The sequence below is a fragment of the Burkholderia sp. LAS2 genome (assembly GCF_018417615.1).
Classification (GTDB): Bacteria; Pseudomonadota; Gammaproteobacteria; order Burkholderiales; family Burkholderiaceae; genus Burkholderia; species Burkholderia sola.
Genome location: NZ_CP071052.1, coordinates 3746808 through 3772338, shown reverse-complemented (window position 1 = coordinate 3772338; position 25531 = coordinate 3746808). Strand labels below are relative to the sequence as shown.

The window sequence follows — 25531 nt, the reverse complement described above, 5'->3', positions numbered from 1 at the left end:
GCTTGTTCACATCGATAGGTCGGTGAGCAAGCATGACGAGTACCCGTAAAACCATGATGATCGCCGGCGGGCTCCTGGTCGCCGCGGCCGGCACCGCGTACGTGATGCTCCTGCGCGCGGACCACCGTGCGATCGAAGACGCCGGCATCGCCGATTCGGCCGCACCCGTTGCCGCGGCGTCCGCGGGCAGCGATCACGCGGTGCAGGGCGCGATCGCGCCGCCGGCGCCGGCTGCTGCGACAGTACCGAAACAGGCGGCTGTCGCGGCACCCACAGCACCCGCCGCACCAACACCCGCGCCGGCCCCGACCGCGCGCGCCGCCGCGCCAGCGCCGGCCCCCCCGGTCCCGGTCGTCAGCGACAAGCCGCAACTCGTGACGAAGCCCGCTGCGCCGCCGCCGAAGGTCAATGTCGTAACGGTGGATGCGCAGGATTCGACCCCATCGGCACCGGCCCCGGCCGCGAAATCCGCTCAGTCCATGCCACCTGCGCAGGTCACGCAGCGCGCGCCGCGCAAGCGCGACGGCCTCGAACGCCACGCCACCGCCGCGCCGCCGGCCGCGACGAAATCCGAAACGCCGGAGACCGCCGCGCTCGTCAGGGAATCGGCGAAGCTCGATCCGTCGTTGCCGCCGCCGTCGATGTCGTCGATCTCTTCGATGCCGGCGAGCACCGGTTCGTACCGGCAGGGGAGTGGGTCGTCCGGCGCGAATCCGGTGGCGGCCGCGATGACCGAGCAACTGGTCAGGCAGTCGAGCAGTTTCAAGTCGACGGCGCCTGCGCCGGCGGACGGCGGCCCGAGCGCGACCAAGTAACCGCGAACGCCTTCGGCATAAAAAGCGCCCCGCACGCCGACCAAAGCATGCGGGGCCAAGAGAGACAAACTTTAATGTCGTCGGGGCTGACGTCCGTCAGGCGGCGGCCGCTTCCTCGGCTTGCGGCTGAGCGGTCGTCACGGGCGCGGCCACGTCCTGCCGGATCAGGTGGTCGAACGCGCCGAGCGACGCCTTCGCGCCTTCGCCGACCGCGATCACGATCTGCTTGAACGGCACCGTCGTCACGTCGCCGGCCGCGAACACGCCCGGCACCGACGTCGCGCCGCGCGCATCGACGACGATCTCGCCGTGCTTCGACAGTTCGACCGTGCCTTTCAGCCATTCGGTGTTCGGCACGAGGCCGATCTGCACGAACACGCCTTCGAGCTCGATGCGCTGCGTGTCGCCCGAGCGCAGATCCTTGTACACGAGCCCGTTCAGCTTGCTGCCGTCGCCGGTCAGCTCGGTCGTCTGCGCCTGCGTGACGATCGTCACGTTCGGCAGGCTGCGCAGCTTGCGCTGCAGCACCTCGTCCGCGCGCAGTTGCGTGCCGAATTCGATCAGCGTGACTGCCTTCACGATGCCGGCGAGGTCGATCGCGGCCTCGACGCCCGAGTTGCCGCCGCCGACCACCGCGACGCGCTTGCCCTTGAACAGCGGGCCGTCGCAGTGCGGGCAGTACGCGACCCCGCGGTTGCGGTATTCACGCTCGCCCGGCACGTTGATTTCGCGCCAGCGTGCGCCGGTCGCGAGGACGATCGTCTTCGCTTTCAGCACCGCGCCGTTCGCGAGGCGGATCTGGTGCACGTCGCCGGGAATCAGCGCGTCGGCGCGCTGCACGTCCATGATGTCGACGTCGTATTGCTTCACGTGCTGTTCGAGTGCGGTCGCGAACTTCGGCCCTTCGGTTTCCTGCACCGACACGAAATTCTCGATCGCCATCGTGTCCAGCACCTGGCCGCCGAAACGCTCGGCCACGACACCCGTCGCGATGCCCTTGCGTGCCGAGTAGATCGCCGCGGCCGCGCCTGCCGGGCCGCCGCCGACGATCAGCGTGTCGAACACCGGCTTGTTTTCGAGCGACTTCGCCGCGCGTTCGCTGGCGCCCGTGTCGAGCTTCGCGAGGATTTCCTTCACGCTGCTGCGGCCCTGGCCGAACGATGCACCGTTCAGGAACATCGTCGGCACGGCCATGATCTGGCGCGATTCGACTTCATCCTGGAACAGCGCGCCGTCGATCGCGACGTGGCGGATGCGCGGGTTGATCAGCGACATCACGTTCAGCGCCTGCACGACTTCGGGGCAGTTCTGGCACGACAGCGAGAAATACGTTTCGAATGCGTAGTCGCCGTCGAGCGCGCGAATCTGTTCGATCACGTCGTCGTCGAGCTTGATCGGATGACCGCCCGTCTGCAGCAGCGCGAGCACGAGCGACGTGAATTCATGGCCCATCGGAATGCCGGCGAAGCGGATGCCGGCCGGCTTGCCGGGTTCGCCGATCGAGAACGACGGCTTGCGCTCGGCGTCGTCGCGGCGTTCGGCCACGGTCACGCGATCCGTCAGCGACGCAATCTCGTTCAGCAGCGCCAGCAGTTCCTGCGATTTCGCGCTGTCGTCGAGCGAGGCGACGAGTTCGATCGGGCGCGTGATCTTTTCGAGGTACGCTTTGAGTTGGTTCTTGAGATTGGCGTCGAGCATGGCGTTTCGGATTCCGTATTGATGATGCTGGTCGGGCACGTCGTGCCGGAGGAGGGCGCGGGCCGCGCGAGGCCGCCCGTGGTGACGCGTGTCGCGCGCCTCGTGCGAGGCGCGCTGCGCCCCTTAGATCTTGCCGATCAGGTCGAGCGACGGGGTCAGCGTTTCCGCGCCCGGCGTCCACTTGGCCGGGCACACTTCACCCGGGTGAGCGGCGATGTATTGCGCGGCCTGGACCTTGCGCAGCAGTTCGCCTGCGTCGCGGCCAATGCCGTTGTCATGGATTTCGCACAGCTTGATCTCGCCTTCCGGGTTGATCACGAACGTGCCGCGCAGCGCCATCCCTTCTTCCTCGATCAGCACGTCGAAGTTGCGCGACAGCGTGAGCGTCGGGTCGCCGATCATCGGGTACTTGATCTTGCCGATCGTGTCCGACGTGTCGTGCCAGGCCTTGTGCGTGAAGTGCGTGTCGGTCGACACGCCGTAGATTTCGACACCCAGCTTCTGGAATTCCGCATAACGGTCGGCGAGGTCGCCCAGTTCGGTCGGGCAGACGAACGTGAAGTCGGCCGGGTAGAACACGACGACGGACCACTTGCCCTTGAAGTTCTCTTCCGAGACGGGCACGAATTCGCCGTTGTGGTAAGCGGTTGCCTTGAACGGCTTGATTTGGGTGTTGATGATCGGCATCTGGACAATTCCTTTTCGTCAGGGGTGAGTGGAGTGTTGCCAGTATCCGGGTTCACCCTGAACTTGTGAAATTGCTTGTTTCAATCCGGGGCATCGGGATTTTCTATCTGCTTCCGGCCCTTGATTGGCGGGGGCGGGCGGGGGATGCATTGGGTGGGCAGGGGCGGCTGTACATGTCGTCACCATTCCGAGCGCAGGTCCTCCTGGCTGGCGATCTCGCGCCCCTTCCATAGACCGAACACATTGTTGACAAGTGTGTGTTCGAGTCGCGCGATATAGGCGTCGATGGCGTCGCCGATGATCTCGGCGCGGGAGCGGTTCCTGGTCGCTGCGATGAGGCTCAACGCGGCATGCTGGTCATCCGACAGATCGATCGGGATCGTGCGCATTGCAATCTCCATGACTTGATGCATCCATCATCGATATGCGGTTGCGCAAATGCAAGGTCGCCGCCGATCCGAAGCGAATACCGCTTCGCGGTTCGGTCGGCGGGACACGCGCCGCTCAAATCCCCGCCATCTTCCGCAACCACGCCGCCAGCCGCCGCGCCCCGTCCGGCATGTCCGCGTCCTCGCGCGTGCACAGGTAGTAGTCGCGCCCGTCGTCGAGCGCGTGATCGAACAGCTGCACGAGTTCGCCGTTCGCCAGTTCGCGCTGGACCAGCGGCGCACGCAGCAACGCCGCGCCGAGATCCGCGCGGGCGGCGCTCAGCGTGAGCTGCCCATCCTCGAACATCGGCCCCACCGCGTGCGACACGTGCCGCACGCCGGCGCCCTGCAGCCAGTTGACCCACGTGCTGCGATCCTCGTCGTGCACGAGCGGCGCGCGCGAGAGATCGGCCGGCGTGCGGAACGGCCCGTGACGCTTCAGGAACGACGGGCTGCACATCGGCACCATCGCGCCCGGCAGCAGCCGCTCGCAGCGATAGCCGGGCCAGTCGCCGGTGCCGAAACGGATCGACAGGTCCGACGCATCGCTTCGGTAATTGCGGTGATGCGCGTACAGCACCGTGACGTCGACATCGGTGTTGTCGGCCAGGAACGCGTGCAGCCGCGGGATGAACCAGCCGATGCCGAGCAGCGGAATCAGGCTGACGGTGATCTGGCGCAGCGACGAACGGTCGCGCACGAAGCGCGTCGCGCTGCGCAGCACCGAGAACGCCGCGCTGATCGACCGGTAGTAGTCGCGTCCCTCGTCGGTGAGCGCGAGCAGCCGGCCTTCGCGTACCGTCAGCGGCGTCTGGATGAACGCGTCGAGCAGTTGCAGCTGATGGCTGACCGCCGACGGCGTGATGTCGAGCTCGCTGGCCGCCGCGGTGACCGACCCGAGACGCGCAAACGCTTCGAACGCACGCACCGCACGCAGCGGTGGATCGTGCGGCAATTGTTCTATATTTTTCATGTATCGAATTTTATCGAAAAATCAGGGTAAGCGACAACACAAAAATATCCCGTATTTACAGGGTGATACGTTAATGTGTCGGGAACGGCATAAGCATCCAACAATTGGGTATTTGGGGTTTGGATGTCGAATATTTAATATTTTTCATGTTTCAGATCCAACCGACCGATCCCCGCACATGAAAATCGCTTTCCTCTCCGTCAGCCTCGCCTTCTCGGCGGCCGCCCTGGTCGCTACCGTTCCCGCGTCCGCGCAGTCCGCGCCGCAGACGGTCCTGATCGGTCTCGCCGCGCCGCTCACCGGCCCGTCCGCGCGGATCGGCAAGGATCTGCAGAACGGCGCGCAACTCGCGATCGACGACGCGAACGCGAAGCATCCGACCATCGGCGGCAAGCCGGTCGTCTACAAGCTCGTCGCGGCCGACGACCAGTCCGACCCGCGCACGGCCGTCGCGGTCGCGCAGCAACTCGTCGACCAGCACGTGATCGGCGTCGTCGGTCACTGGAACACGGGCTGCAGCGTGCCGGCGTCGCGCGTGTACCGCGATGCGGGCATCCCACAGATCGCGCCGGCGTCCACCGGCCATCAATACACGCAGCAGGGCTACGCGACGGCGTTCCGCATCATGGGTCACGACGACGCCGGCGGCCATTTCACCGGTGCGTACGCGGTGAAGACGCTGAAGGCGAAGCGCATCGCGGTGATCGACGATCGCACGTCGTTCGGCGCGGGGCTGGCCGATCAGTTCATCAAGGGCGTGCAGGCGAACGGCGGCACGATCGTCGATCGCCAGTACGTGAACGACAAGACGACCGACTTCAGCGGCGTGCTGACCGCGATCAAGGCCAAGCGCGCGGATCTCGTGTTCTTCGGCGGCCTCGACGCGCAGGCCGCGCCGATCGCGCGCCGGATGCGCCAGCTCGGCGTGAACGCGCCGCTGCTCGGCGCGGGTGGTTTCGTGAGTCAGACCTTCCTGTCGCTCGCGGGCAAGGACGGCGACGGCGTGACGGCGCTCGAACCGGGCCTGCCACTCGACCGGATGCCGGGCGGCAAGGCGTTCGACACGCAATACCAGGCACGCTTTCATGCGCCGATCGAATTGCATGCGCCGTTCGCGTACGACGCGGCCGCCACGCTGATTGCGGCCGCGCAGAAGGCCGGTACGACGCAGCCGGCGAAGCTGGTCGCGGCCGTTCGTGCGGCCGATCGACCGGGCGTGACCGGGCGCATCGCGTTCGACGCCGAAGGCAACCTGAAGGACCCGGCTTTCACGATCTACCAGGTGCGAGGCGGCAAGTGGGCCGTCGTCGACGTGCTCGGCGGTTCGCGCACCGCGGCCAGGTAACGATAAAACGACAATAACCAGGACGATTCCCATGACAGAAGCGAACCCGACATCCGCCGCCGCTCCCGAGGACACGCGCCTCGGGATCCTCGCGCGGCGCCGCATCGAAGCGGAAATCATCAAGCCGATCTACGAGATCATGAAGCGCGAATTCGGCGCCGAGCGCGCGCAGGCCGTAATCGCCGAAGCCGTGCGCGGCGCGGCCATCGACGCGGGCCGTACGTTCGCCGCGCAGGAGCCGGACGGCACGAGCGTGAAGTCGTTCATCGCGCTGCAGGTGCTGTGGGAGAAGGACGATGCGCTCGACGTCGAGGTGCGGCGCGCGGACGACGCGCACTACGACTACGACGTGCATCGCTGCAGCTACGCTCAGATGTATCACGCGATGGGGCTCGGCGAGATCGGGCACCTGCTGAGCTGCGCGCGCGACAGCTATTTCATCCAGGGCTATGCGCCGGACATTGCGCTCACGCGTACGAGCACGATCATGCAGGGCGGCAAGCGCTGCGATTTCCGCTATGCGCTGCAACGCGCGCCGGAGAACGGCGATGCGTGACGATACTGATATGGCGAGCGTGCCGCGCGTCGACGGCGAACGCCTGTGGGCGTCGCTCGAACGGATGGCGCAGATCGGCGCGACGCCGAAGGGCGGCGTCTGCCGTCTCGCGCTGACCGATCTCGACCGCGAGTCGCGCGACCTGTTCGTGCAGTGGGCGCGCGATGCCGGTTGCGCGGTGCGCGTCGATCGGATGGGCAACGTGTTCGCGCGCCGTGCGGGCCGCAATCCGGACGCCGCACCGGTGATGACGGGCTCGCACGCCGATTCCCAGCCGACCGGCGGCCGCTACGACGGCATCTACGGCGTGCTCGGCGGGCTCGAAGTGGTGCGCGCGCTGAACGACGCGGGCATCGAGACCGAACGCCCGATCGACGTCGTGATCTGGACCAACGAGGAAGGCTCGCGCTTCGCGCCGGCGATGGTGTCGGCCGGCGTGTTCTCGGGCGTCTATACGCTCGACTACGGGCTGTCGCGCACCGACGGCGCGGGCCGGACGATCGGCGAGGAGCTCGAACGGATCGGCTACGCGGGCGCGGAGCCGGTCGGCGGCTATCCGGTGCACGCGGCGTACGAACTGCACATCGAGCAGGGCGCGATTCTCGAGCGGGCCGGCAAGACGATCGGCGTCGTGACGGCCGGGCAGGGACAGCGCTGGTACGAGGTGACGCTCACCGGGGTCGACGCGCACGCCGGTACGACGCCGATGGCGTTCCGTCGCGACGCGCTGGTCGGCGCGGCGCGGATGATCTCGTTCGTCGACGTGCTCGGCCGCCGTTACGCACCGGATGCGCGCGCAACGGTCGGGATGATCGAGGCCCGGCCGAATTCGCGCAACACGGTGCCGGGCGGCTGCTTCTTCACGGTGGAATTCCGTCACCCCGACGATGCGGTACTCGACGAACTGGACGCGGCGCTGCGCGCGGAACTCGCGCGCGTGGCCGACGAAACCGGTCTCGGCGCGCAGGTCGAGCAGATCTTCACGTATGCGCCGGTGCCGTTCGCGCTGCGCTGCATCGATGCGGTGCGTGACGCGGCGCGCTCGCTCGGGCTGTCGCACATGGACATCGTGTCCGGTGCCGGCCATGACGCATGCTATGTCGCGCGTGTCGCGCCGACCGGGATGATCTTCGTGCCGTGCGTCGACGGGCTGAGCCACAACGAGGCCGAAGCGATTACGCCGGAATGGGCGACGGCCGGCGCCGACGTGCTGTTGCGCGCGGTGTTGCAGAGCGCGCAGGAAGCATAAGCGCGGCGCGCCCGCGTTACTTCGCTGCCTTGCGCCGCGCCCTATACGCGAGATACGCGACGATCTGGTCGAGTTCGCGGTCGCTCAACTGATCGGGCGGAAACGCCGGCATGCTGCGGCCCGGCCAGTCGCGCACCGACGCCGGATTGCGGATGTAGCGGCGCAGCGCGGCGGGCTGAAAGTAGTCGACCGGGTTCATCGGCGTGTTCAGATCGGGGCCGGCGTGGCTGCTGCCCGCGCCGTCGATGCGGTGGCACGCGAGACATTGCGTGACGAACAGCCGCTGGCCCGCACGGGCCGGATCGTTCGCGGGCAATGCGGTGTCGACCGCGAGCGACGGCCAGCGCGCGAGCGGCGACGATTCGATCGTGATGCGCACGATCTGGTACGGCCACTGCTCGCCGCGCACCGACGACGCGTCCGGGCCGAGCCAGACGAGATAGAACGGCCCCGCGCTGACCTGCTTGCCGGGTAGTTTCGGCCACGGACGGGCCGGATCCTCGATCGCGAGCCACGGGGTCGCGCCGGCCGGCGCGCGGCGGCGCACGAGATCGAGCGGCAGTTGCGCGGCGAAGCCGTCGGCCGCGCGCGTTTCGAGCACACCGTCGTCCGGCAGCGGCGTGTCGCCGAGCAGCGCGGCGAACGGCACCGCGCGGAACGTCATCGGGCGGCCGTATGCGATGTCGCGCGGCACGTGGATGTCGGCCGCGTCGGCGCGTGCGAGCAGCGTCTGGCGGGAGACGGCGCGGGCCGTGCCGTCGGTGTCGAGTTCGAGCGTGGACTGGGCCGACGCATGTTGCCCGAGCAGGCAAACCGTCAGCAGCACGAGCGAAAACCACTGGCGCTTCAGCATTCGTTCTCCGGGAAGGGGCGTTCCGGCGGCGGCAGGAGGCGGGACGCCGCGGCCGATGGATGGAATCGGGCGACAGTCTATCCGGTACGGGCGGCGCTGGCGAATTCGGCAGAGGAAAGGCGCGGCGGTCGCGGTCGGACAGGCCCGCGACAGCGCGCCCGACTACCGGGTTGGCGGGGTGGTGTCATAGCGCGGTCCGGACGGAGGGAAGACGAAGGGCTCGCTGGCGACACGCGGCCTGCCCGCGTTCACGACGACATTGCGTTACCGGGCCGCCATCAATGATTCGAACACGTCGCTTCGTTTTTCGGCATCGGCGTGTCTTGCTTCGGTTCGAAATCGGCTTCGCGCATTCCCGACGGCGTCAGCGACACGAAATGCATCACCATGCCGCGCGCCGGGAAGCCGGCGACGCCGGTCGAGCCCCACGGAATCGGTGAGCGCTGCACGCCGCTCATCGCGATGTCCGCCGGCGCGAGCGCGAGCGTCAGCAGCCGGCCGTCGCGGGTCGGCACGTACGCGTGCGTGCCGGAAACGCCGATGTCCGATTCGCGCACCGACGCGGGCAGGCAATCGAGCGTCGCCGTGCGGCGGCCGTCCGGGGCGATCAGCATCGCGACGCCGCGATCGTCCGCCGTCGTCGTGACGACGATGAAACGGTCGATGTCCGGCACATAGGCGGCCGAATACACGTAGTACTGGATCGCGCCGTTCAGCGAGCCGAGTTTTTCCAGCTTCGCGGCGACCGGGTCGAACATCGCGTATTCGAGCGTCGCGTCCGTGCTGCCTTCGATGAACTTCTGCCACACCAGCAGCGCGTTGCGCGGCGAGCCCGCGATCACGGGCCACCACTCGCGGCGGTGCGGCGCGACCGCGACATGGTTCAGCACGCGCCCGGCCGCGTCGTAGGTTTTCAGGTAGACGCCGTTGCCGCTGCCGAGGTTGTCGACCCCGCCGCCGTTGACCCAGTCGGCCGAATAGAACACGACGAAGCGGTCGCCGACCGTCGCGACGTGCCCCGAATGGCCGCCCGATTCGACGTCGTTCGGATAGGGCTTGATCGGCTTCAGGTCGCGGCGGTAGACGCCGTAGCGCTGGCTGACTTCCTGCGACGTGTTCCAGCCGTCCTCGAACGTGACGAAGATGTCGCCGCGCGCGTTCTGCGCGATCGACACGGGTTCCTGCGCCTCGGGGCGGCTGATGAACGTGCGGACGCGCAGCGCGCGCCGCTTGTCGGGCAGCCATTCGCCGACGTACACGTCATGCGGCCAGTTGCCGCTGCGCAGCGCACCGCGCGGCACGATGCCCGAGCTGCTGAAGAATACCCAGCGTTTGCCGTCGCCCGCATCCGCCACGCCGATGCCGTGCATGAAGCGCCGCGGGTCGCCGGTGTCCTGCGGCGACGGGGCGCTCGACACGGTGACCGTATGCACGGCCGGCGCGCCGGCGAGGGCCGGCGAGCCTGCGCCGACGCCGCCCGCGCCGCAGAGCACGGTCGCGGCCAGCCGCATGACCGCCTGTCCCGCGCGCGTTCGCCGCGTCATTCGACGGTCACCGATTTCGCGAGGTTGCGCGGCTTGTCGACGTCGGCGCCGCGCGCGCAGCCGACGTGATACGCGAGCAGTTGCAGCGGGATCACGTTGACGATCGGCGACAGCAGGTCGCCCGATTCGCGCACGCGGATCAGGTGCGTGTCGCGGTCGGCGTCGATCTCGAGCTGATTGCCGGCCAGCACGTAGAGCCGGCCGCCGCGCGCGCGCACCTCGGCCATGTTGGACTTCAGCTTCTGGAACAGGCGGTCGTCCGGCGCGATCGTGACGACCGGCATCGCGCTCGTGACGAGCGCAAGCGGCCCGTGCTTCAGCTCGCCGGCCGCATAGCCTTCCGCGTGGATGTACGACACTTCCTTGAGCTTCAGCGCGCCTTCCAGCGCGATCGGGAAATGGATGCCGCGGCCGAGGAACAGCGCATTCTCGGTGCGCGCGAATTTCGCGGCCCAGCCCATGATCTGCGTTTCCAGCGCGAGCGCGTGGCCGATGCGGTCCGGTAGCGCGCGCAACTGCTTCAGATGCGCCGCGACTTGCGCGGCATCGAGCCGGCCGCGCAGTTGCGCGAGCGTCAGCGTCAGCACGAACAGCGCGACGAGCTGCGTGGTGAACGCCTTGGTCGACGCGACGCCGAGTTCGACGCCGGCCCGCGTCAGGAACCGCAGCGGCGCGTTGCGCGCGATCGTGCTGGTCGCGACGTTGCAGATCGCCAACGACAGTGCCTGGCCCATCGCGCGTGCCTGTTCGATCGCGCCGATGGTGTCGGCCGTTTCGCCCGACTGCGAGATGCCGACGACGAGCGTGCGCGGATCGGCCACCGTATCGCGGTAGCGGAATTCGCTGGCGATCTCGACCTGGGCGGGCACGCCCGCGATGCTTTCCAGCCAGTATTTCGCGGTCAGGCCCGCGTAGTAGCTGGTGCCGCAGCCGAGCAGCAGCACGCTTCTGACCCGCGACAGCAGCGCGCGCGTGCCTTCCGTCGCGTCGAACAGCGCCGGCGAGATCGTGTCGATGCCGTCGAGCGTGCTGTCGATCGCCTTCGGCTGCTCGAAGATTTCCTTCTGCATGAAATGCTGGTACGGGCCGAGCGCGGCGTCGTCCGCGCGCGCCTTCACTTCGCACAGCGGGCGCCGCGCGTCCTGCCCGCCCGCGTCGACCACGGCGATGCGCTCCGGCGTGATCAGCGCGACGTCGCCGTCCTCCAGGTACACGAAGCGGTCGGTCAGGTCGCCGAGCGCCGCGCAGTCGGACGCGAGGTAGTTCTGCTCGGCGCCGATGCCGATCACGAGCGGCGAGCCGGCGCGCGCGGCGACGAGGCGCTGCGGCTCGCGCGCGCCGAGCACTGCGATCGCGTACGCGCCGTGCAGCCGTTTGACGGCGCGCACCACCGCGTCGAACAGGTCGTCGCGATAGAAACTGTGGATCAGGTGCGCGATGACCTCGGTGTCGGTCTGTCCGCGAAACGTGTAGCCGCGTTGCTTCAGTTCGGCGCGTAGCGTGTCGTGGTTCTCGATGATTCCGTTGTGCACGACGGCGATCGTGTCGCCCGACATGATCGGGTGTGCGTTCATTTCAGACGGCGCGCCGTGCGTCGCCCAGCGCGTATGCGCGATGCAGGTCTGTGCTTCGAGACCGAGCGTCAGCACGCGATCCTGCAGATCCGTCACGCGTCGCAGCGTGCGTTCGCTGCGCAGGCGGCCGTCGCCCTGCACGGCGATGCCGCACGAATCGTAGCCGCGATATTCGAGCCGGCTCAGCGCATTGACCAGTTGCGGCACCTGATTGTTCAGGCCGCTTGCTCCGACGATTCCGCACATGATTCACCTCGTCTCCATGAAGTTTTCCGGCTGGCGCGCGACGCGCGCCGGCGCGATGTCAGAAGCGGCGCCGCGTCGCGCGGCAGGCGTCGCGCCCGGCGCGGCACGTCTCCGGCGGGCTATTCGCGGGGCTGCGGCTCGGCATGGGCGACCCATTCGATGCCCGAAATCGCCCCGTTCGCATCGTGCGACGCGACGAGAATGCGCGTCGTGCGCCGCGCGCCGCGCCGGCGCTCGCTCGCGAACGCGGTCGGCGGCACGGAGCGCACCTTCACGCTGGCCGAGCGCCGCATCATCTTCGATACGCGTAACCGATAGGCGAATGGATGCACGACGCGTCCCGCGATCAGCCACATGACGATCGTGCCGGCGATCAGCGCGATGCTCGTCACGTAGAACACGATCTGTTCGATCGGCATCTCGGCCTCGTTGAACGGCAACAGGTAGCGATACGTGTAGATGCAGATCGATGCCCATACGCCCCCGACCAGCGCGGGCCGCACGAGGCGGAACCACGCGACGAGCACGGGCCCGACGATGCTGCCGCGTTCGGCGATCATGTCGCGCGGTGCGCGCAGGGAAAGGTCAATAATCGGCGCGTTCTTCATGTTGAATGCCTCGGTCGGGACTGACCCAAACGGCGCGCTTGCCGCGGCCCCGCAGTACGACGGCGGGCAGGGCGACGACGGTGGTGATCATGCTGATCAGCCAGAACGCGACGGGGTACCAGATGGTGTCAAGGAAGTACATCAGGAGTTTTTCGTCGTAACGCCGATCGATCATGCTGCCGATGATCAGCTGCAGGATGCAGGTCGCGACCAGCAGCATCCCGTGCCAGTGCGGCACCACGGACACATGCCAGTTCGGCGGAAGCGGGTAGACGACGTCGATCAGCGCGAGCAGCAGGATGAACGACATCGAGTACGCCCATGCGATGCCGATCAGGTACTCGACGAACAGCGGCCACATCATCATTTGCGTCGGCCGCATCAGCGTGCCCGCGTACTTGAGCAGCACCTGGATGCCGCCCTTCGACCAGCGCAGCCGCTGCCGGTAGAGCCCCTTGATCGTCTCGGGCATCAGGATCCAGCTGAGCGCGTGCGGCTCGTACACGACGCGCCAGTCGCGGCACTGCAGCTTCCAGCTGATGTCGATGTCCTCGGTCAGCATGTCCGAGCTCCAGTAGCCGACGTCGGCGAGCGCGGTCTTGCGGAACATCGTGATCACGCCCGACACCGTGAAGATGCGGCCGTACACCTGCTGCGTGCGCTTGATCAGCCCGACGATCGACGAGAACTCGCCGACCTGCATGCGGCCGAGCAGCGACGTGCGCGTGCGGATGCGCGGGTTGCCGGTCACCGCGCCGACGCCCGGGTCGGTCAGGAAGTGCTCGAGCATCCAGCCGATCGCGTCGTGCGCGAGCAGCGCGTCGCCGTCGATGCACAGCAGGTACTCCGCGTTCGACACGGCCGCCGCGGTCGTGAGCCCGACCGCCTTGCCTTCGTTGCGCGCGTGATGGATCACGAGCAGCCGCGGAATCTCGACGGCCAGCTCGTTGAGGATCTCGCCGGTGCGATCCTTGCTGCCGTCGTTGACCGCGATGATGTCGTAGTTCGGATACTGCATCCCGTTCAGATGCGCGATCACGCTGCGCGCGTTCGCGGCTTCGTTGAAGCAGGGCACGACGATCGAGACCTTCGGGATGCCGCTCGACGCGATCGTGCGCGTCGACAGCTCGCGGCCCTCCTCGAGCAGGAAGTAGTGCACGACGCCGCCGATCATCCACAGATACGACATGAAGAACGGATAGTAGAAGACGAAATCCTGCAGGCGCTGGATGAGGCTATGGGAGGTCATGGCGTCTTGGTTCCCTGCGCGTGCTGCATCTGCATCAGCGCGTTGATCGAGGTCGGGTCGAGGCGCGACTTCAGCGACATCACGTCGCGCATCGCGTCGAGCTCCGGCTGGCCGTTCAGGAAGTTGTCGGGGTAGTAGCCGAAATTCACGGCGCCCTCGCTGCGCAGCCGCCGCATCTGAGCAAGCAGCGTGCTGGCGGGCACGGCCTTCTGCGCGTGCCAGTCGTACGACTGCAGTTCGAACACGGTGCGCTGCAGCCCGCGCTGCTTCGTGCGCACCGCCTTCACGAGTTCGTCCAGCCAGCCTTCCGGGTCCTTCGCCTGCTCCATGTACGGCATCGCCATCAGCGCGACGTAGTCGTAGGCGGCGAGGAAATCGTCGTAGTTCTGCGCATACCATGCTTCCGATTCGGGCTTGAGCACCGGCATCGCGAAGATGTTGCGCGCGGTCAGCACGTCGCCGACGTTCTGGTGAGCCAGCACGATCTGCTCGAGCTGCCGGGTCATGTCGATCAGGTGGCGCGTCTTCTGGCGCGTCCAGCGCTTCATCAGGTCGGGGTTCTCGCGAATCTTGCCGACGTCGGCCGGCAGCCCCCATTGGGAATAGGTGCGCAGCGCATGCCGGCCCGCGTCCTCGTAATCGTCGAGCGCCGCGTCGTCGCCGAACAGGATGCCGCTGAACGACGCATGCTTGCTGAGATCCTCGTAGATCTGCTGGATCATCAGTCGCGCATCGGGATCGAACGGGCTCAGCCGGAACACGCGCGTGCCGTTCTCGCGGGCCGGCGCGCCGCCGAATGCCGTGACGGCCTCGAGGCTGCGCTGCTTGTCGGCAGGCGGCCGGAACGCGAGCACCGGCATCCATGCATACACCTGCACGTTGGCGCGCGTATTGAGTTGCCACGCGGCACGCGAGAACAGGTCGGAACGCATCGGCAGGTGCCGGTTCGGGAAATACACCGCTTCGGCCACGCCGGTGCCCTTCGGGTCCGCATACGCCTGCAGGTACACCGATTTCGGCTGCATCCGGTAGATGCGCTCGATCAGCTTGCCGAGATTCGCTTCCTGTCGCGCGGGATCGGGATCGTAGACCTGGTCGAGGTCGACCTGCACGGTGCGCTCGGGCACGTCGACGTCGCCGCGGTTCGACGCCGGTTCGCGCATCGAGCGCTCGAACCCGCCGATGTCGACGTCGTACATCATCAGGATCCGTCTCAGCCGATCGAGCGGCACGTCCGGCGTATTCGGGCCGGCGTCGAGGCTGAACTGGATGTCCATGCCGAGCGACGTCGAGATCTGGCGCACGGGCTGGTTTTCCGCGCCGTACGGCCACACCATCGAGCGTGCGACGATGCCGGTGCGTTCGCGGATCTGCCGCACGCACGTCTGCAGGTCGTCGTGCACGCGTGCGTGGAACTCGGCGTCGGTCTCATAGCGCTTCTGGTCTTGCAGATAGAGGTGCGACGTGGTCGCCGGCAACTCGTTGCCTTGCGGATTGGCGATCGCGCCGTGATGGAGATTGTGCGTGTGGCAGCCGAGCTCGACGAATTCCGACTGCCCGAGCTTCTTTACCTCGTCCCACGACAGGAAGTAGTCGCGCGGCACCTGAACCTTGTCGCTGATGCGGATCGGCGTATCCGGCGGCGTGTCGATCCATGCGGTGACGAGGCCCATCACGGCCGGATACTTGAAGCGCTCGAGCAGCGGCAGCACTTTCGTATAGTGGCTGCGGAAGCCGTCGTCGAACGTGAGCAGCACCGAGCGCGGCGGCAGCGGCTTGCCGCCGTGCCGCGACGCCTCGATCTGCTTGACCGTGATCGTGTGGTAGTTGTTGGTCTGCAGCCACGAGAAGATCGCGGTCAGCGTGCCGGTGTCGACCGCGAACGGATCGATGATGGCCGTCTGCGACGAAAACGACGCCATCAGGTTGTCGCGCACGTCGTGCATGCAGATCACGCGGAACGTCTTGCCGTCGGCCGGATCGGACGGCGGCAGCAGGTCGATCATCTTGGCGCCGGTCACGCCCGGAAACAGCGAACAGGCGGCAAACGTGCCGAGGCATCCGCACATGAAGGTCCGTCTGGATTGCAGCATTGCCCGATCTCCTTGCTAGAACGGCAGGTTGAGCGACAGGAAGCCGGTTTCGGAGCGCTCGCGCTGGCCGTCGTATGCGTGACTGCTGACCTCGACGCCGTAGCTCAGCGTGATGTCGTGCTTGAACGTCCACGCGTGCTCGAGGCGCGCGCTCCACAGCGGGCTGGTGCCGAAGCCGCGCTCGTTGTACACGCCGCCCGACACCGACACGCGCTGTTGCAGCCCCACGTCCCCCTTCTTGAACAGCGTCAGCTGATGCATCACGGTCGCGGCGGCCGCGTAGTCGCGACCGGGGCTGAAGTAGGGCGCGTCCCGGCGCGTGTTGCTGTCGGTACCGAGGTTCAGCGAGACGTTGACGAGCTGGTTCGCAGCCGTGTACACGCGCTGCGTGGCGGTCGCCGCGATCTCCTGGTGGAAGTTCGAATCGCTGTAGCGGCTCACGCCGTAGCTCAGCCTGACCTGGCGTCGGTCGTTCTGGCGATACACGACCTCGACGTTCGCGGAGCGGCCCCAGATGTGCGCGGCATACGCCTTCCACGGCAGCGAGTTGTCGTTGGTGTCGAGCCCGGCGCTGACCGTCCAGTAGTCGTTCAGCGCGTACGCGATCGTCCCGCGGCCGCCGGTTCGACCGTCCCCGCCCATCGAGCGCGTGACTTCGCCCAGCACCGTGAGCGGCCCGTGCCGGTAGTCGCCGCCGATGCCCGTGCGCGTGCGGCTGAGGTTGCCGTCGTCGGTCTGAGCGAAACCGTAGAACGTGTGCGAAAACACGCGCCAGTTGTCGCCGAATGGTTGCGAATACACATAGCTGTCCGACGTGAAGCTGTTGTTGGCCAGTGCGCTGTTGCCGTGCTCGAAGCTCAGGTCGGTCGTGAACACCGGGCTGCGGTACGCTTTGTAGTCGCGCTTGAAGCCGCGCACGGCGCCGCTGTCCGGGAACGTGTTGCCGAGCGTCTGGTCGACGGTCTTCGCGGTCGCGTAGTCGTCCGCCACGAGCGACGCGCGGCCGAGGCCCGCGAGCATCTCGACGCTGTCCGGGTGATCGGTCAGCGACGCGCGATACATCGAGATCGCCTGGCGCGGATGCGACTGGCCCGATACGGCGTCGGCGTGCGCGGCGCGGATCTCCGCGTTGAACGGCACCTGCTTCTCGAGTTCTTCGAGCGCGGCGATCCCCTGGTCGACGTGTCCGGTGAAGATCAGGTACTGCGCGCGCAGCCGGTAGTAGCGCAGATAGTCGCTTTCTCCGGGACCGACGTTGGTCACCTGCTTGACCGGCGGCAGCGACTTCTCCATGTCGTCGAGCACCTGCTTCGCTTCGGGCGCACGCGCCTGGTCGACGTACGACCAGAACAGCCCTTCGCGCAGCTCGATCGGCTGCGTGCGGGCGCCGTACTGGAAGCCGCGGGTCGCGCGATCCGTCGGCGACGCGGTCGCCTGCTGCAGCGCACGCGCGTAGACGGCGTTCGCCTTGGCCGGCTCGCTCAAGTACAGGTAGGCGTCGCCGACGGCCGCCAGCGCGTCGATCGAGATCTCCGCATTCGACGGAATCGTCTCGAACGTCGCGACGGCCGGCTTCATGTCGCCGCGTGCCGCAAGGGCGACGACCCGGTCGCCCGCGAGCGCCGTGCGGACCGGCGTGTACTCGGGTGTGGCCGGCATCCGCTTGTCGAGGTCGTCGGCCGCGCGCAGCGCGTTGTCGAGCCCGTCGAAGCGGTCCGAACTCGTCATCGAACGTGACTTGTCGCGTCCGCCGCGCACCTGCTGGCGAATCGACAGTTCTTCGAGTTGCGCGATGTCGACGGCGGAGAACGCATCGGGGCGGGCCTTCGCTTCGTCGAGCGCCTTGACCGCGCCGCCGCTCGCCGCGAGGCCGAACACGTCGTTGCGGACCGTCGCGACGTCGGCGGTGCGCAGATTCGGCGCTTGCGCATTCGGCGCCTCTACGTCGGGTCCTTGCGATCGCTGGATCGGCTCGCCGGGGAGCTGCGCGCCGGGTGACTGTGAAGTCGGTTGCCGGGACGACGGCGGTTCGGCGCCGGATGGCTGGGTCATGGGCGTGGGCGAATTCGGCATCGGCGTGCCGGACGCCTGCGCGGTGAGCGTCGGCGTAGTCGGTGGCGTGGGCGGTGTGGGCGGTGCGGCGGTCGCGGTTTGGGCGGGCGGCTGCGGTGCATCCGACGTCTGCGCGCGTGGCGCCGACGTATCCGGCGGCGCGGTGTCGACGAATGCCTGCGCAAGCAGCATCGGCGCATTCGACGATGGCCCGCTCGGCTGCGGCGCGTCGGGGTCCACCACGACCGTGGTCGGCATCGCCGGGTTCGATCCCTGCGCGATCTGCATCGACGTATCCGACGCCTGCGCGATCGGCGTCGGCGCTTGAGGGGGCTGCGTACCGGAACCCTGGGCGACCTGCGGCTGCGCGTCGCCTTCGCCGGCAAGGCATGGGCCGGACGCGACGAGCAGGCACAGCAGCGGCGCATGCAGGAGGATCCGCCGGGTCGGCGGAACGACGGTGGTGCATTGTTGTTGACGATTGTTAGCCACGGTGTCTCCTCACTTTGAAACGATCACATCGGTTGCACGCCCGACGGCGCGCGTCGCCGGCCGTCATGCCGCCGGCCGTCATGCCGCCGGGCGGCAAGGCCCGGCGACATCCGGCCCGCTCACAAGCGGTTGCGGATCGCTTGTCCAAGCAGCGCGCGCGATTCGCTGTTCTTCGGATCGATGGCGAGTGCACGGCTCGCGTTTTGCTCCACACAGCTCCATTCGTCGATCTGTGCGCACCAGCGCGCCTTGGCCAGCGCGCGGGCGCCTTCCAGCTCATCGTGTGTGACGCTGGTCGCTTCCATGTGCGACGTGCCGGCGAGATACGATTGCGGTTGCCGTTTCGGCACGGGGTCGGGGTGTTTTCTCGTGCGCGCCAGCGCCTGTGAACGGGATGTCCGGTGCGCGTCGCCGGCGCGCGCCGTGCGCCTGGCGGCCGACGCGGCGTGCGGCTCGGCCGCGAGCTTCGTCGCCGGCACATGCGCGGGGCGCATGGGTTTCACGTCGGAACGGGCCGTCGTTTGCGGCGGTACGGGCGGCTCGGCTGCGGCCGACATGGCCGGCGTCGCCGAGGCAGACGGCGGAATCGGCCCGGCCTGCGCGACCGTCGCCGTCGAGCCCGCGGGCGCCGCGGTGCCGGACGCGCCGCCCGTTGCCGCCACGATGAACTCGCGGTACTTGCCGGCGGCGTTTTCGATCACGCCGGCGATATCGTGCGTCACGCTCGCATGGCCGATCCTTGCGTCTCGCTCGACATACGCGAAGGCACCGAAGATCGCGGCAAATGCGGCGACGCTGAGCGCCGCATTCTTTCCCGGACCCCACGAGGGTTTCGGCTCACGGGCGGGCGAGTCGTCCGGTCGTTCTGCACGAGGCATTCAAGGCTCCTTGATTCGATACGTTCGACGAATGACGCGATCGGCGCGACGCTCACCATCGCAACTGCGTCGTGAGCGTGCCCGTCTCGACGATCGCGAACTGGGTTGCTCCCTGATAGGTTCCTTCGACCCGGTAGCTCGCATCCGGCACGCTGAACAGGCAGCGCGATCCCGATGCATTGAATTCGACGAGCACGCGCCCATGCCGGCGCAGGCGCACTTGCACGTTGGAGAGCGGCTGTCCGGTGCTCTCCGACAGGAAAGACACGCCCAGGTTGTACGGGCGTCCGTCAGGCGGAAGCGGCGCGGTACCGTCGATCCGCGCGTCACCGCAGATATACGAAATCACGTACCGGTTCGCCCCCGGCCCGGACGCCGGCGACGAAGCCGCCGGTGTTTGGGCCATGACGTTCATGCAGAGCGTGGAAAGCACGGCGCTCAGGAAAGGGCGAGCATGTTGTCGAAGCGAGGGTGACATTGCAATCTCCCGTCCAGACGCGATGACGCGCATCGACGCCGAGTCGAATTTGCCAACGTTCTTTTTGCGACACGCTATTGATACACGATGGTTTTTGAACCAACAACTGCGTGTGGCCCGAATGGGACGAAGGGAAAGATCCTATCTAAACAGGATAAGGACGGATTGGTGAGGATTTCTTAATTCTGAATAAAGTCGAGAATTCCGAACATGGAAATTGCTCGTCGGTAGCGATGATCGAGCACGCTTTGAATCACGTCGGAGGTATCGACTTTCGTGCCGAAAAATAACGACTGATAAAAGAAACTATTGCACCTGTATTCAAGGCGAATCGATGAAGGTCCGAGTACAGGTCGCGGATTGTGAAATGAGGGTGCGACGTTTTTGATCATCCCGGCAGTTACAGGTAAATGGAAACTTGTGTAACAAGGTATTTCTGTCTGGAAAATCTCGCTGAATATTCTTACTTAATACCGAAAACAGTAAAAAATACGATGTGAATTCGCAAACGTTTGCGCTTTTCCGCAGATCGATTACAGGTCTGCAAGGGATTTTATGGCGTCGGACGGGATTATCGATTGCTATTGAAACCACGCGCATTCGCGCCGTGGATGCTCACGGCGCGAATGCGCGATCAGCGGCTGCCGCCCGCGCTTCGCCGCGCGCTGCGCATCGCCGGCGCGGCCGCCTCTTCGGTGCCGATCGCGCCGTCGAGCGCCGTGCGCGGCCGGTTCATGATGTAGGCCCACAGCTGTTCGGCCGCGAGCCCGCGCTTGCGCGCCGATCGATACAGGCGGATTTCGAGTTCGGTGATCCAGTCGCCGGCGCCCGCGCACACGAGCGTGCCGTCCACGAGCTCCTTCGCGACACAGCTTTCCGGGAGCCAGCCGATGCCGTGCCCGGCCACGACCATGCCTTTCAGCGCCTCGGACATGTGCGTCTCGAAACACCGGTGCAGCACGTACGGCTCGGTCGCGTTCAGCAGCAGCATCTCGACGATGTTGCCGAGAAACGCGCCCGACGAATACGCGAGCAGCGGCAGCGGCGCGTCGGGCGTGCCGGGCAGCTGGAACACCGGCTTGCCGCGCGCATCGGGCGACGACACCGGCAGGATCCGCTCGACGCCGAGGCTGACGAACGGGAAGTGGTTCGGATCGAGCACGATCGGCAACTGCGGGTGGTGATAGCCGAGCAGCAGGTCGCATTCGCCTTCGACCAGTTGCTGCACGCCCTCCGGCACGTTCACCGCATTGACGCGGGCCGTGACGTGGCCGACCTCGCTATTGAGCTGCTTGAGCCATTCGGGAAACAGCGTGAACACGAGCGTGTGCGCGACGGCGAAGCGCACGACCTGGTCGCTCGCCGCGAACTGGTCGTAGCCGTTCACGAGATTGCGCGCCGCATACATGCTGCGCAGGATGTCCGCGGCGAGCCCACGGAACATCTGGCCGGCCGGCGTCAGCGCGACCGGGTTGATGCTCCGGTCGACCAGCTTCGCGTCCATCCAGGTTTCAAGCGCGGCGATTCGTCTGCTGAATGCCGACTGCGTCAGGTGCCGGTGACGCGCGGCCCGGGAAAAGCTCTTGGTATCCGCCAGGCTCAGGAAATCTTCCAGCCACTTTGCTTCCATTTCGATCTTCGCTTTTTATAGTCGGGCGCCTGAAAGGCGGCGCCGTCTGCTGCACCAACGTTCTAGCGTACCGCGCATCGCGCCGGTCGGGCCGATGTTTTTTTTCGATCGGTGTCAGTCGAAATATGCATGGGCGTTGTCGGCGGGATTACGGCTGCATAGCGTTGAGGGGCCGGACCGGTTAACCGGACAGTTCACCGCGTTGGACTGTCCCGGCCGCCCGGACGGCACTTCCCCAGGGCCGGCTGCGCCGTGTGCGTGCCGGCCCGCCCCGTTCACGGTCGTTCCGGGGGCCCGGCTCGCCGTTTTTGGTGCAGTGCAGATTGCACATTCGTGACACGCGGGGGAACTATGTTCGTCGGACGCGGCGCAGCATCGGCCGTGTGCGCTCGCGGCGCACCGCCAGCGCCCGTCGCGCCCGACGTTGCACCGTTATGGTGCGCAATGCCGCGCAGGCGTGCCTGCACGGCGCAAAACAGGGGGATATCGAAGGGATCGAGCAAGGCACGTTCCTTGCAAAGCAATCAGTACGCCGGTCCGGCATGCGCAATGCCGGGGAAAACGATCGATGGAGAGAAGATCGATGAAGCCATTCGATGAAATGCTGCAATCCGGCGACATGGTGAGGGCGCCTTACGCGCGCCTGAAACAATGGCTCGACACGCAGGATCCTGCGAGCCTCGCCCAGAAGGCCCACGACGCGGAAGGCGTGTTCCGCAAGACAGGCATCACGTTCGCCGTCTACGGCGACGCGGAAGCCGCCGAGCGGCTGATTCCGTTCGATATCGTCCCGCGCATCATCTCGGGTTCGGAATGGAGCCGGCTGTCGCTCGGCATCGAGCAGCGCGTGATGGCGCTGAACGCGTTCCTCGACGACATCTACCACCGCCAGGAAATCGTGCGCGCGGGCATCGTGCCGAAGCACCTGATCGCGCACAACGAGGCGTTCATCCCGGAGATGATCGACTTCCGGCCGCCCGGCAACGTTTACACGCACATCATCGGCGTCGACATCGTGCGCACCGGCGAGAACGCGTTCTACGTGCTGGAAGACAACGCGCGCACGCCGTCCGGCGTGTCGTACATGCTGGAAAATCGCGAAACGATGATGCAGCTTTTCCCCGAGCTGTTCCAGCAGGTGAAGGTGCGCCCGGTCGAAACCTATCCGCAGATGCTGCGCCAGTCGCTCGCGGCCGTGTGCCCGCCGGGCGGCAACGCCGACAACCCGACCATCGCGGTGCTCACGCCCGGCATCCACAATTCCGCGTACTACGAGCATTCGTTCCTCGCCGACCAGATGGGCGTGCACCTCGTCGAGGGCAGCGACCTGCAGGTGATCGACGGCCGCGTCGCGATGCGCACGACCGAAGGCTTCCAGCCGATCGACGTGCTGTACCGCCGCGTCGACGACGCGTTCCTCGATCCGCTCACGTTCCGCCCCGACTCGGTGCTCGGCGTGGCCGGCATCATGGACGTGTACCGCGCGGGCAACATCACGATCGCGAATGCGCCCGGCACCGGCATCGCCGACGACAAGGCGATCTACTCGTACATGCCGGAAATCGTCGAGTTCTACACGGGCCGCAAGGCGCTGCTGGAGAACGTGCCGACCTGGCGCTGCGGCGAGGCCGACAGCCTGAAGTACGTGCTCGCGCATCTCGACGAACTGGTCGTGAAGGAGGTGCACGGCTCGGGCGGCTACGGGATGCTGGTCGGGCCGTGCGCGTCGAAGGCCGAACTCGAGGCATTTTCCGCGAAGCTGCGCGCGCGTCCCGCGAACTACATCGCGCAACCGACGCTCGCGCTGTCCACGACGCCGATCCTGACCGACGCCGGCCTCGCGCCGCGCCACGTCGACCTGCGACCGTTCGTGCTGGTGTCGGACCGGATCCGCATCACGCCCGGCGGGCTCACGCGCGTCGCGCTGCAGGAAGGATCGCTGGTCGTCAACTCGAGCCAGGGCGGCGGCACCAAGGACACCTGGGTGCTGGCCGACTGAGCCGGGCACGACCGCGCGCGCCGGAGTCGGCGCGCGAACCGAACGAAGACGGAGTGGACACGAGATGCTTCTGGGACGTACTGCAAGCGGTCTCTACTGGATGTACCGCTATATCGAGCGCGCGGAGAATATTGCGCGCATCGTCGATGCCGGGCTGCGGATGGCGCTCACGCGCACGGCCGACGCGCCGGCCGAATGGTCGTCGGTGCTCGTCAGCTCGGGCGCGGACGACGGCTATCGGGAGAAATACGACGCGTATGCGGCCGATACCGTGACCGACTACCTGCTGCGCGACCGCGACAACCCGTCGAGCGTGCTGTCGTGCATCGAGGCCGCGCGCTCGAATGCGCGGATGGTACGCACGGCGCTCACGCGCGAGGCGTGGGAAAGCGTGAACGGCGCGTGGCTCGCGCTGCGCCGCGCGTTCGCGCAGCCGGTGCCGGAAAGCGAGCTGCCGGCCGTGCTCGACCAGGTGAAACGCGAAACCGCACTGATTCTCGGCAGCTTCTACAGCACGATGCTGCGCAACGAGATCTTCGATTTCGCGCAGATCGGCGCATTCATCGAACGCGCGGACAACACCGCGCGGATCATCGACGTGAAATACCACCTGCTGCTGCCGTCGGTATCGCACGTCGGCACGATCCTCGACAACTACCAATGGGAGACGATCCTGCGCTGCGTGGCCGCGCATCGCTCGTACCGCTGGGTGTACGACGTGCAGTACAAGCCGCTGAACATTGCCGACTACCTGATCCTGAACGGCCGCATGCCGCGTTCGCTGCGCTATTGCTACGGGCGCGTCGTATCGAGCCTGAACCTGCTCGCGAAGGATTACGGCGTGACACACCCATGTCACAACACGGCCACGAAGATCCTGCAAATGCTGTCCGATACGTCGGTCGAGCGAATCTTCAAGAGCGGCCTGCACGAGTTCCTGACCGACTTCATCGGCCGTAACAACAGCCTCGGGCTCGAAATCGCCCAGGCTTACAACTTCGACTGAGACTTGCCATGCGACTCGCCATCCGACACATTTCGCGTTATCAGTTCGACGATCAGGCCACCCACGCGCTGCAACGGTTGCGGCTGCGCCCGCAGTCGGGCCCCGGGCAGACGGTGCGCGCGTGGCAGGTCACGATCGACGGCGTCGAGCCGACGCTGTCTTACGCCGACGGGCTCGGCAACCGGATCGACCTCGTGCGCCACGATCGCGGCGCGAAGGCCGAGATCGTCGTCGTGGCGGCCGGCGTCGTCGAGACGCAGGACCGCTCGGGCATTATCGGGAATCCTGAAGGCTATGCGCCGCCGTGGATCTTCGAGCGCGAAACAGTGCTCACGAAGGCCGGCGACACCGTGCGCGCGCTGACCGACGCGCTGCCGATCGAGCCGCACGGCCTCGACGCTTTGCACTGGCTGATGACGGAAGTGCACGGCCGCATCGCGTACGCGCCGAACCTGGCCGCCGACGCGCCCGTCGATGCGGAAACCGCGCTGCAAAGCGGCGAGGGCACGAGCCGCGACCATGCGCACGCGTTCATCGCGGCCGCCCGCGTGCTGAAGATCCCTGCGCGCTACATCTCGGGCTACGTGCTGGCCGACAGCGCGATGCAGCGCATCGCCGATGCGAAGCAGAATGGGACCGACGTCGAGGACGAGGAAGCGCTCGCGCTGCAGAGCGGCGACGGGATGCAGCAGGTGCTCGGCGCATCGCATGCCGCGCAATCGCAATCCCAGGGGCAGCCGCACGCGGCGCTCGGCGCGCAGCCGCAAGCCACGGCGCTGATGCAGCAGCCGGCCGGCCATGCGTGGGCGGAGGCCTATGTCGAAGGGCTCGGCTGGGTCGGTTTCGACCCGTTCATGAACCGTTGCCCGGACGAACGCTACGTGCGCATCGCGGTCGGCCTCGACCATCGCGACGCGCAGCCGGTGACGGGGCTCGGCGCGACGGCCGTCGGCGTCGAGATCAGCGTCGTGCAGACGCCGGAACTCGTCTGACCCGCGGCGCGCCTTCGCCGCATCCGCCATGCCGGGCCGCCGCGTCGCAAACGACGCGGCGTGCGCGGCCGGCCCAACCCGACTCG

21 protein-coding genes are annotated in these 25531 nt (G+C 66.9%); 7 read left to right on the top strand and 14 right to left on the bottom strand.

The features are described 5' to 3' along the window. Positions 1-32 precede the first annotated feature (32 nt). On the top strand, positions 33-815 hold the full coding sequence (locus JYG37_RS17360) for an extensin (RefSeq protein ID WP_213345652.1): 783 nt from the start codon (positions 33-35) through the stop codon (positions 813-815). 96 nt (positions 816-911) lie between these two features. Here JYG37_RS17360 and ahpF read toward each other — a convergent pair whose 3' ends face one another. From ahpF to JYG37_RS17340, 4 genes are all read right to left on the bottom strand, one after another. Continuing rightward, positions 912-2513: an alkyl hydroperoxide reductase subunit F gene (ahpF, locus tag JYG37_RS17355; protein WP_089489260.1), complete on the bottom strand. Its 1602-nt coding sequence runs from the start codon at positions 2511-2513 to the stop codon at positions 912-914. A gap of 123 nt (positions 2514-2636) precedes the next feature. Continuing rightward, entirely contained in the window at positions 2637-3200 is a 564-nt protein-coding gene (ahpC, locus tag JYG37_RS17350) for an alkyl hydroperoxide reductase subunit C (RefSeq protein WP_034179823.1), read from the bottom strand. A gap of 179 nt (positions 3201-3379) precedes the next feature. Next, complete coding sequence (locus JYG37_RS17345) at positions 3380-3589, bottom strand: CopG family ribbon-helix-helix protein (RefSeq protein ID WP_050018032.1); 210 nt, start codon at positions 3587-3589, stop codon at positions 3380-3382. 115 nt (positions 3590-3704) lie between these two features. Further along, positions 3705-4601 carry a LysR substrate-binding domain-containing protein gene (locus JYG37_RS17340; RefSeq protein ID WP_124680068.1) on the bottom strand — a complete coding sequence of 299 codons (897 nt, stop codon included), beginning with the start codon at positions 4599-4601 and terminating at the stop codon, positions 3705-3707. Between the two features lie 178 nt (positions 4602-4779). On the opposite strand from JYG37_RS17340, the gene JYG37_RS17335 reads away from it, so the two are divergent. From JYG37_RS17335 to JYG37_RS17325, 3 genes are read left to right on the top strand one after another with little or no spacing between them, the layout of a single operon-like run. Next, a complete protein-coding gene (locus tag JYG37_RS17335; protein ID WP_124630449.1) occupies positions 4780-5946 on the top strand; it encodes a branched-chain amino acid ABC transporter substrate-binding protein in 1167 nt (388 codons plus the stop codon). Positions 5947-5977: 31 nt separating this feature from the next. Further along, positions 5978-6502, top strand: coding sequence for an L-2-amino-thiazoline-4-carboxylic acid hydrolase (locus tag JYG37_RS17330; RefSeq protein ID WP_124630448.1), 525 nt, complete (start codon positions 5978-5980; stop codon positions 6500-6502). Next, positions 6495-7751 carry a Zn-dependent hydrolase gene (locus tag JYG37_RS17325; protein ID WP_213345651.1) on the top strand — a complete coding sequence of 419 codons (1257 nt, stop codon included), beginning with the start codon at positions 6495-6497 and terminating at the stop codon, positions 7749-7751. Before JYG37_RS17330 ends, JYG37_RS17325 begins: the two co-directional genes overlap by 8 nt. A 16-nt stretch (positions 7752-7767) precedes the next feature. On the opposite strand, the gene JYG37_RS17320 is transcribed toward JYG37_RS17325, so the two are convergent. From JYG37_RS17320 to JYG37_RS17275, 10 genes are all read right to left on the bottom strand, one after another. After that, positions 7768-8604 (bottom strand): c-type cytochrome, encoded by an 837-nt coding sequence (locus tag JYG37_RS17320; RefSeq protein ID WP_050018018.1) that lies wholly within the window; start codon positions 8602-8604, stop codon positions 7768-7770. A gap of 278 nt (positions 8605-8882) precedes the next feature. Next, positions 8883-10148, bottom strand: coding sequence for a hypothetical protein (locus tag JYG37_RS17315; RefSeq protein ID WP_213345650.1), 1266 nt, complete (start codon positions 10146-10148; stop codon positions 8883-8885). Next, positions 10145-11968, bottom strand: coding sequence for a glutamine--fructose-6-phosphate transaminase (isomerizing) (glmS, locus tag JYG37_RS17310; protein ID WP_176015360.1), 1824 nt, complete (start codon positions 11966-11968; stop codon positions 10145-10147). The genes JYG37_RS17315 and glmS overlap by 4 nt, the downstream gene beginning before the upstream one ends. A gap of 119 nt (positions 11969-12087) precedes the next feature. After that, positions 12088-12576: a Biofilm PGA synthesis auxiliary protein PgaD gene (locus tag JYG37_RS17305; RefSeq protein ID WP_213345649.1), complete on the bottom strand. Its 489-nt coding sequence runs from the start codon at positions 12574-12576 to the stop codon at positions 12088-12090. Beyond that, positions 12554-13825 carry a poly-beta-1,6-N-acetyl-D-glucosamine synthase gene (gene pgaC, locus JYG37_RS17300; RefSeq protein ID WP_050018022.1) on the bottom strand — a complete coding sequence of 424 codons (1272 nt, stop codon included), beginning with the start codon at positions 13823-13825 and terminating at the stop codon, positions 12554-12556. The genes JYG37_RS17305 and pgaC overlap by 23 nt, the downstream gene beginning before the upstream one ends. Next, a complete protein-coding gene (gene pgaB, locus JYG37_RS17295; protein ID WP_124593857.1) occupies positions 13822-15915 on the bottom strand; it encodes a poly-beta-1,6-N-acetyl-D-glucosamine N-deacetylase PgaB in 2094 nt (697 codons plus the stop codon). The genes pgaC and pgaB overlap by 4 nt, the downstream gene beginning before the upstream one ends. Positions 15916-15933: 18 nt before the next feature. Continuing rightward, positions 15934-18462 carry a poly-beta-1,6 N-acetyl-D-glucosamine export porin PgaA gene (pgaA, locus tag JYG37_RS17290; protein ID WP_124630445.1) on the bottom strand — a complete coding sequence of 843 codons (2529 nt, stop codon included), beginning with the start codon at positions 18460-18462 and terminating at the stop codon, positions 15934-15936. Between the two features lie 119 nt (positions 18463-18581). Then, positions 18582-19340, bottom strand: coding sequence for a hypothetical protein (locus JYG37_RS17285; protein WP_213345648.1), 759 nt, complete (start codon positions 19338-19340; stop codon positions 18582-18584). 52 nt (positions 19341-19392) lie between these two features. Beyond that, positions 19393-19818 (bottom strand): hypothetical protein, encoded by a 426-nt coding sequence (locus JYG37_RS17280; protein ID WP_050018025.1) that lies wholly within the window; start codon positions 19816-19818, stop codon positions 19393-19395. A gap of 634 nt (positions 19819-20452) precedes the next feature. Continuing rightward, on the bottom strand, positions 20453-21448 hold the full coding sequence (locus tag JYG37_RS17275) for a LysR substrate-binding domain-containing protein (protein ID WP_050018026.1): 996 nt from the start codon (positions 21446-21448) through the stop codon (positions 20453-20455). Positions 21449-22031: 583 nt separating this feature from the next. On the opposite strand from JYG37_RS17275, the gene JYG37_RS17270 reads away from it, so the two are divergent. The 3 genes from JYG37_RS17270 to JYG37_RS17260 all read left to right on the top strand — a co-directional run bounded on the left by JYG37_RS17270 (position 22032) and on the right by JYG37_RS17260 (position 25445). Continuing rightward, positions 22032-23447 (top strand): circularly permuted type 2 ATP-grasp protein, encoded by a 1416-nt coding sequence (locus JYG37_RS17270; protein WP_050018027.1) that lies wholly within the window; start codon positions 22032-22034, stop codon positions 23445-23447. A gap of 64 nt (positions 23448-23511) precedes the next feature. Continuing rightward, positions 23512-24453 carry an alpha-E domain-containing protein gene (locus JYG37_RS17265; RefSeq protein ID WP_213345647.1) on the top strand — a complete coding sequence of 314 codons (942 nt, stop codon included), beginning with the start codon at positions 23512-23514 and terminating at the stop codon, positions 24451-24453. A gap of 8 nt (positions 24454-24461) precedes the next feature. Further along, complete coding sequence (locus JYG37_RS17260) at positions 24462-25445, top strand: transglutaminase family protein (RefSeq protein ID WP_213345646.1); 984 nt, start codon at positions 24462-24464, stop codon at positions 25443-25445. The last annotated feature ends 86 nt before the right edge of the window (positions 25446-25531 follow it).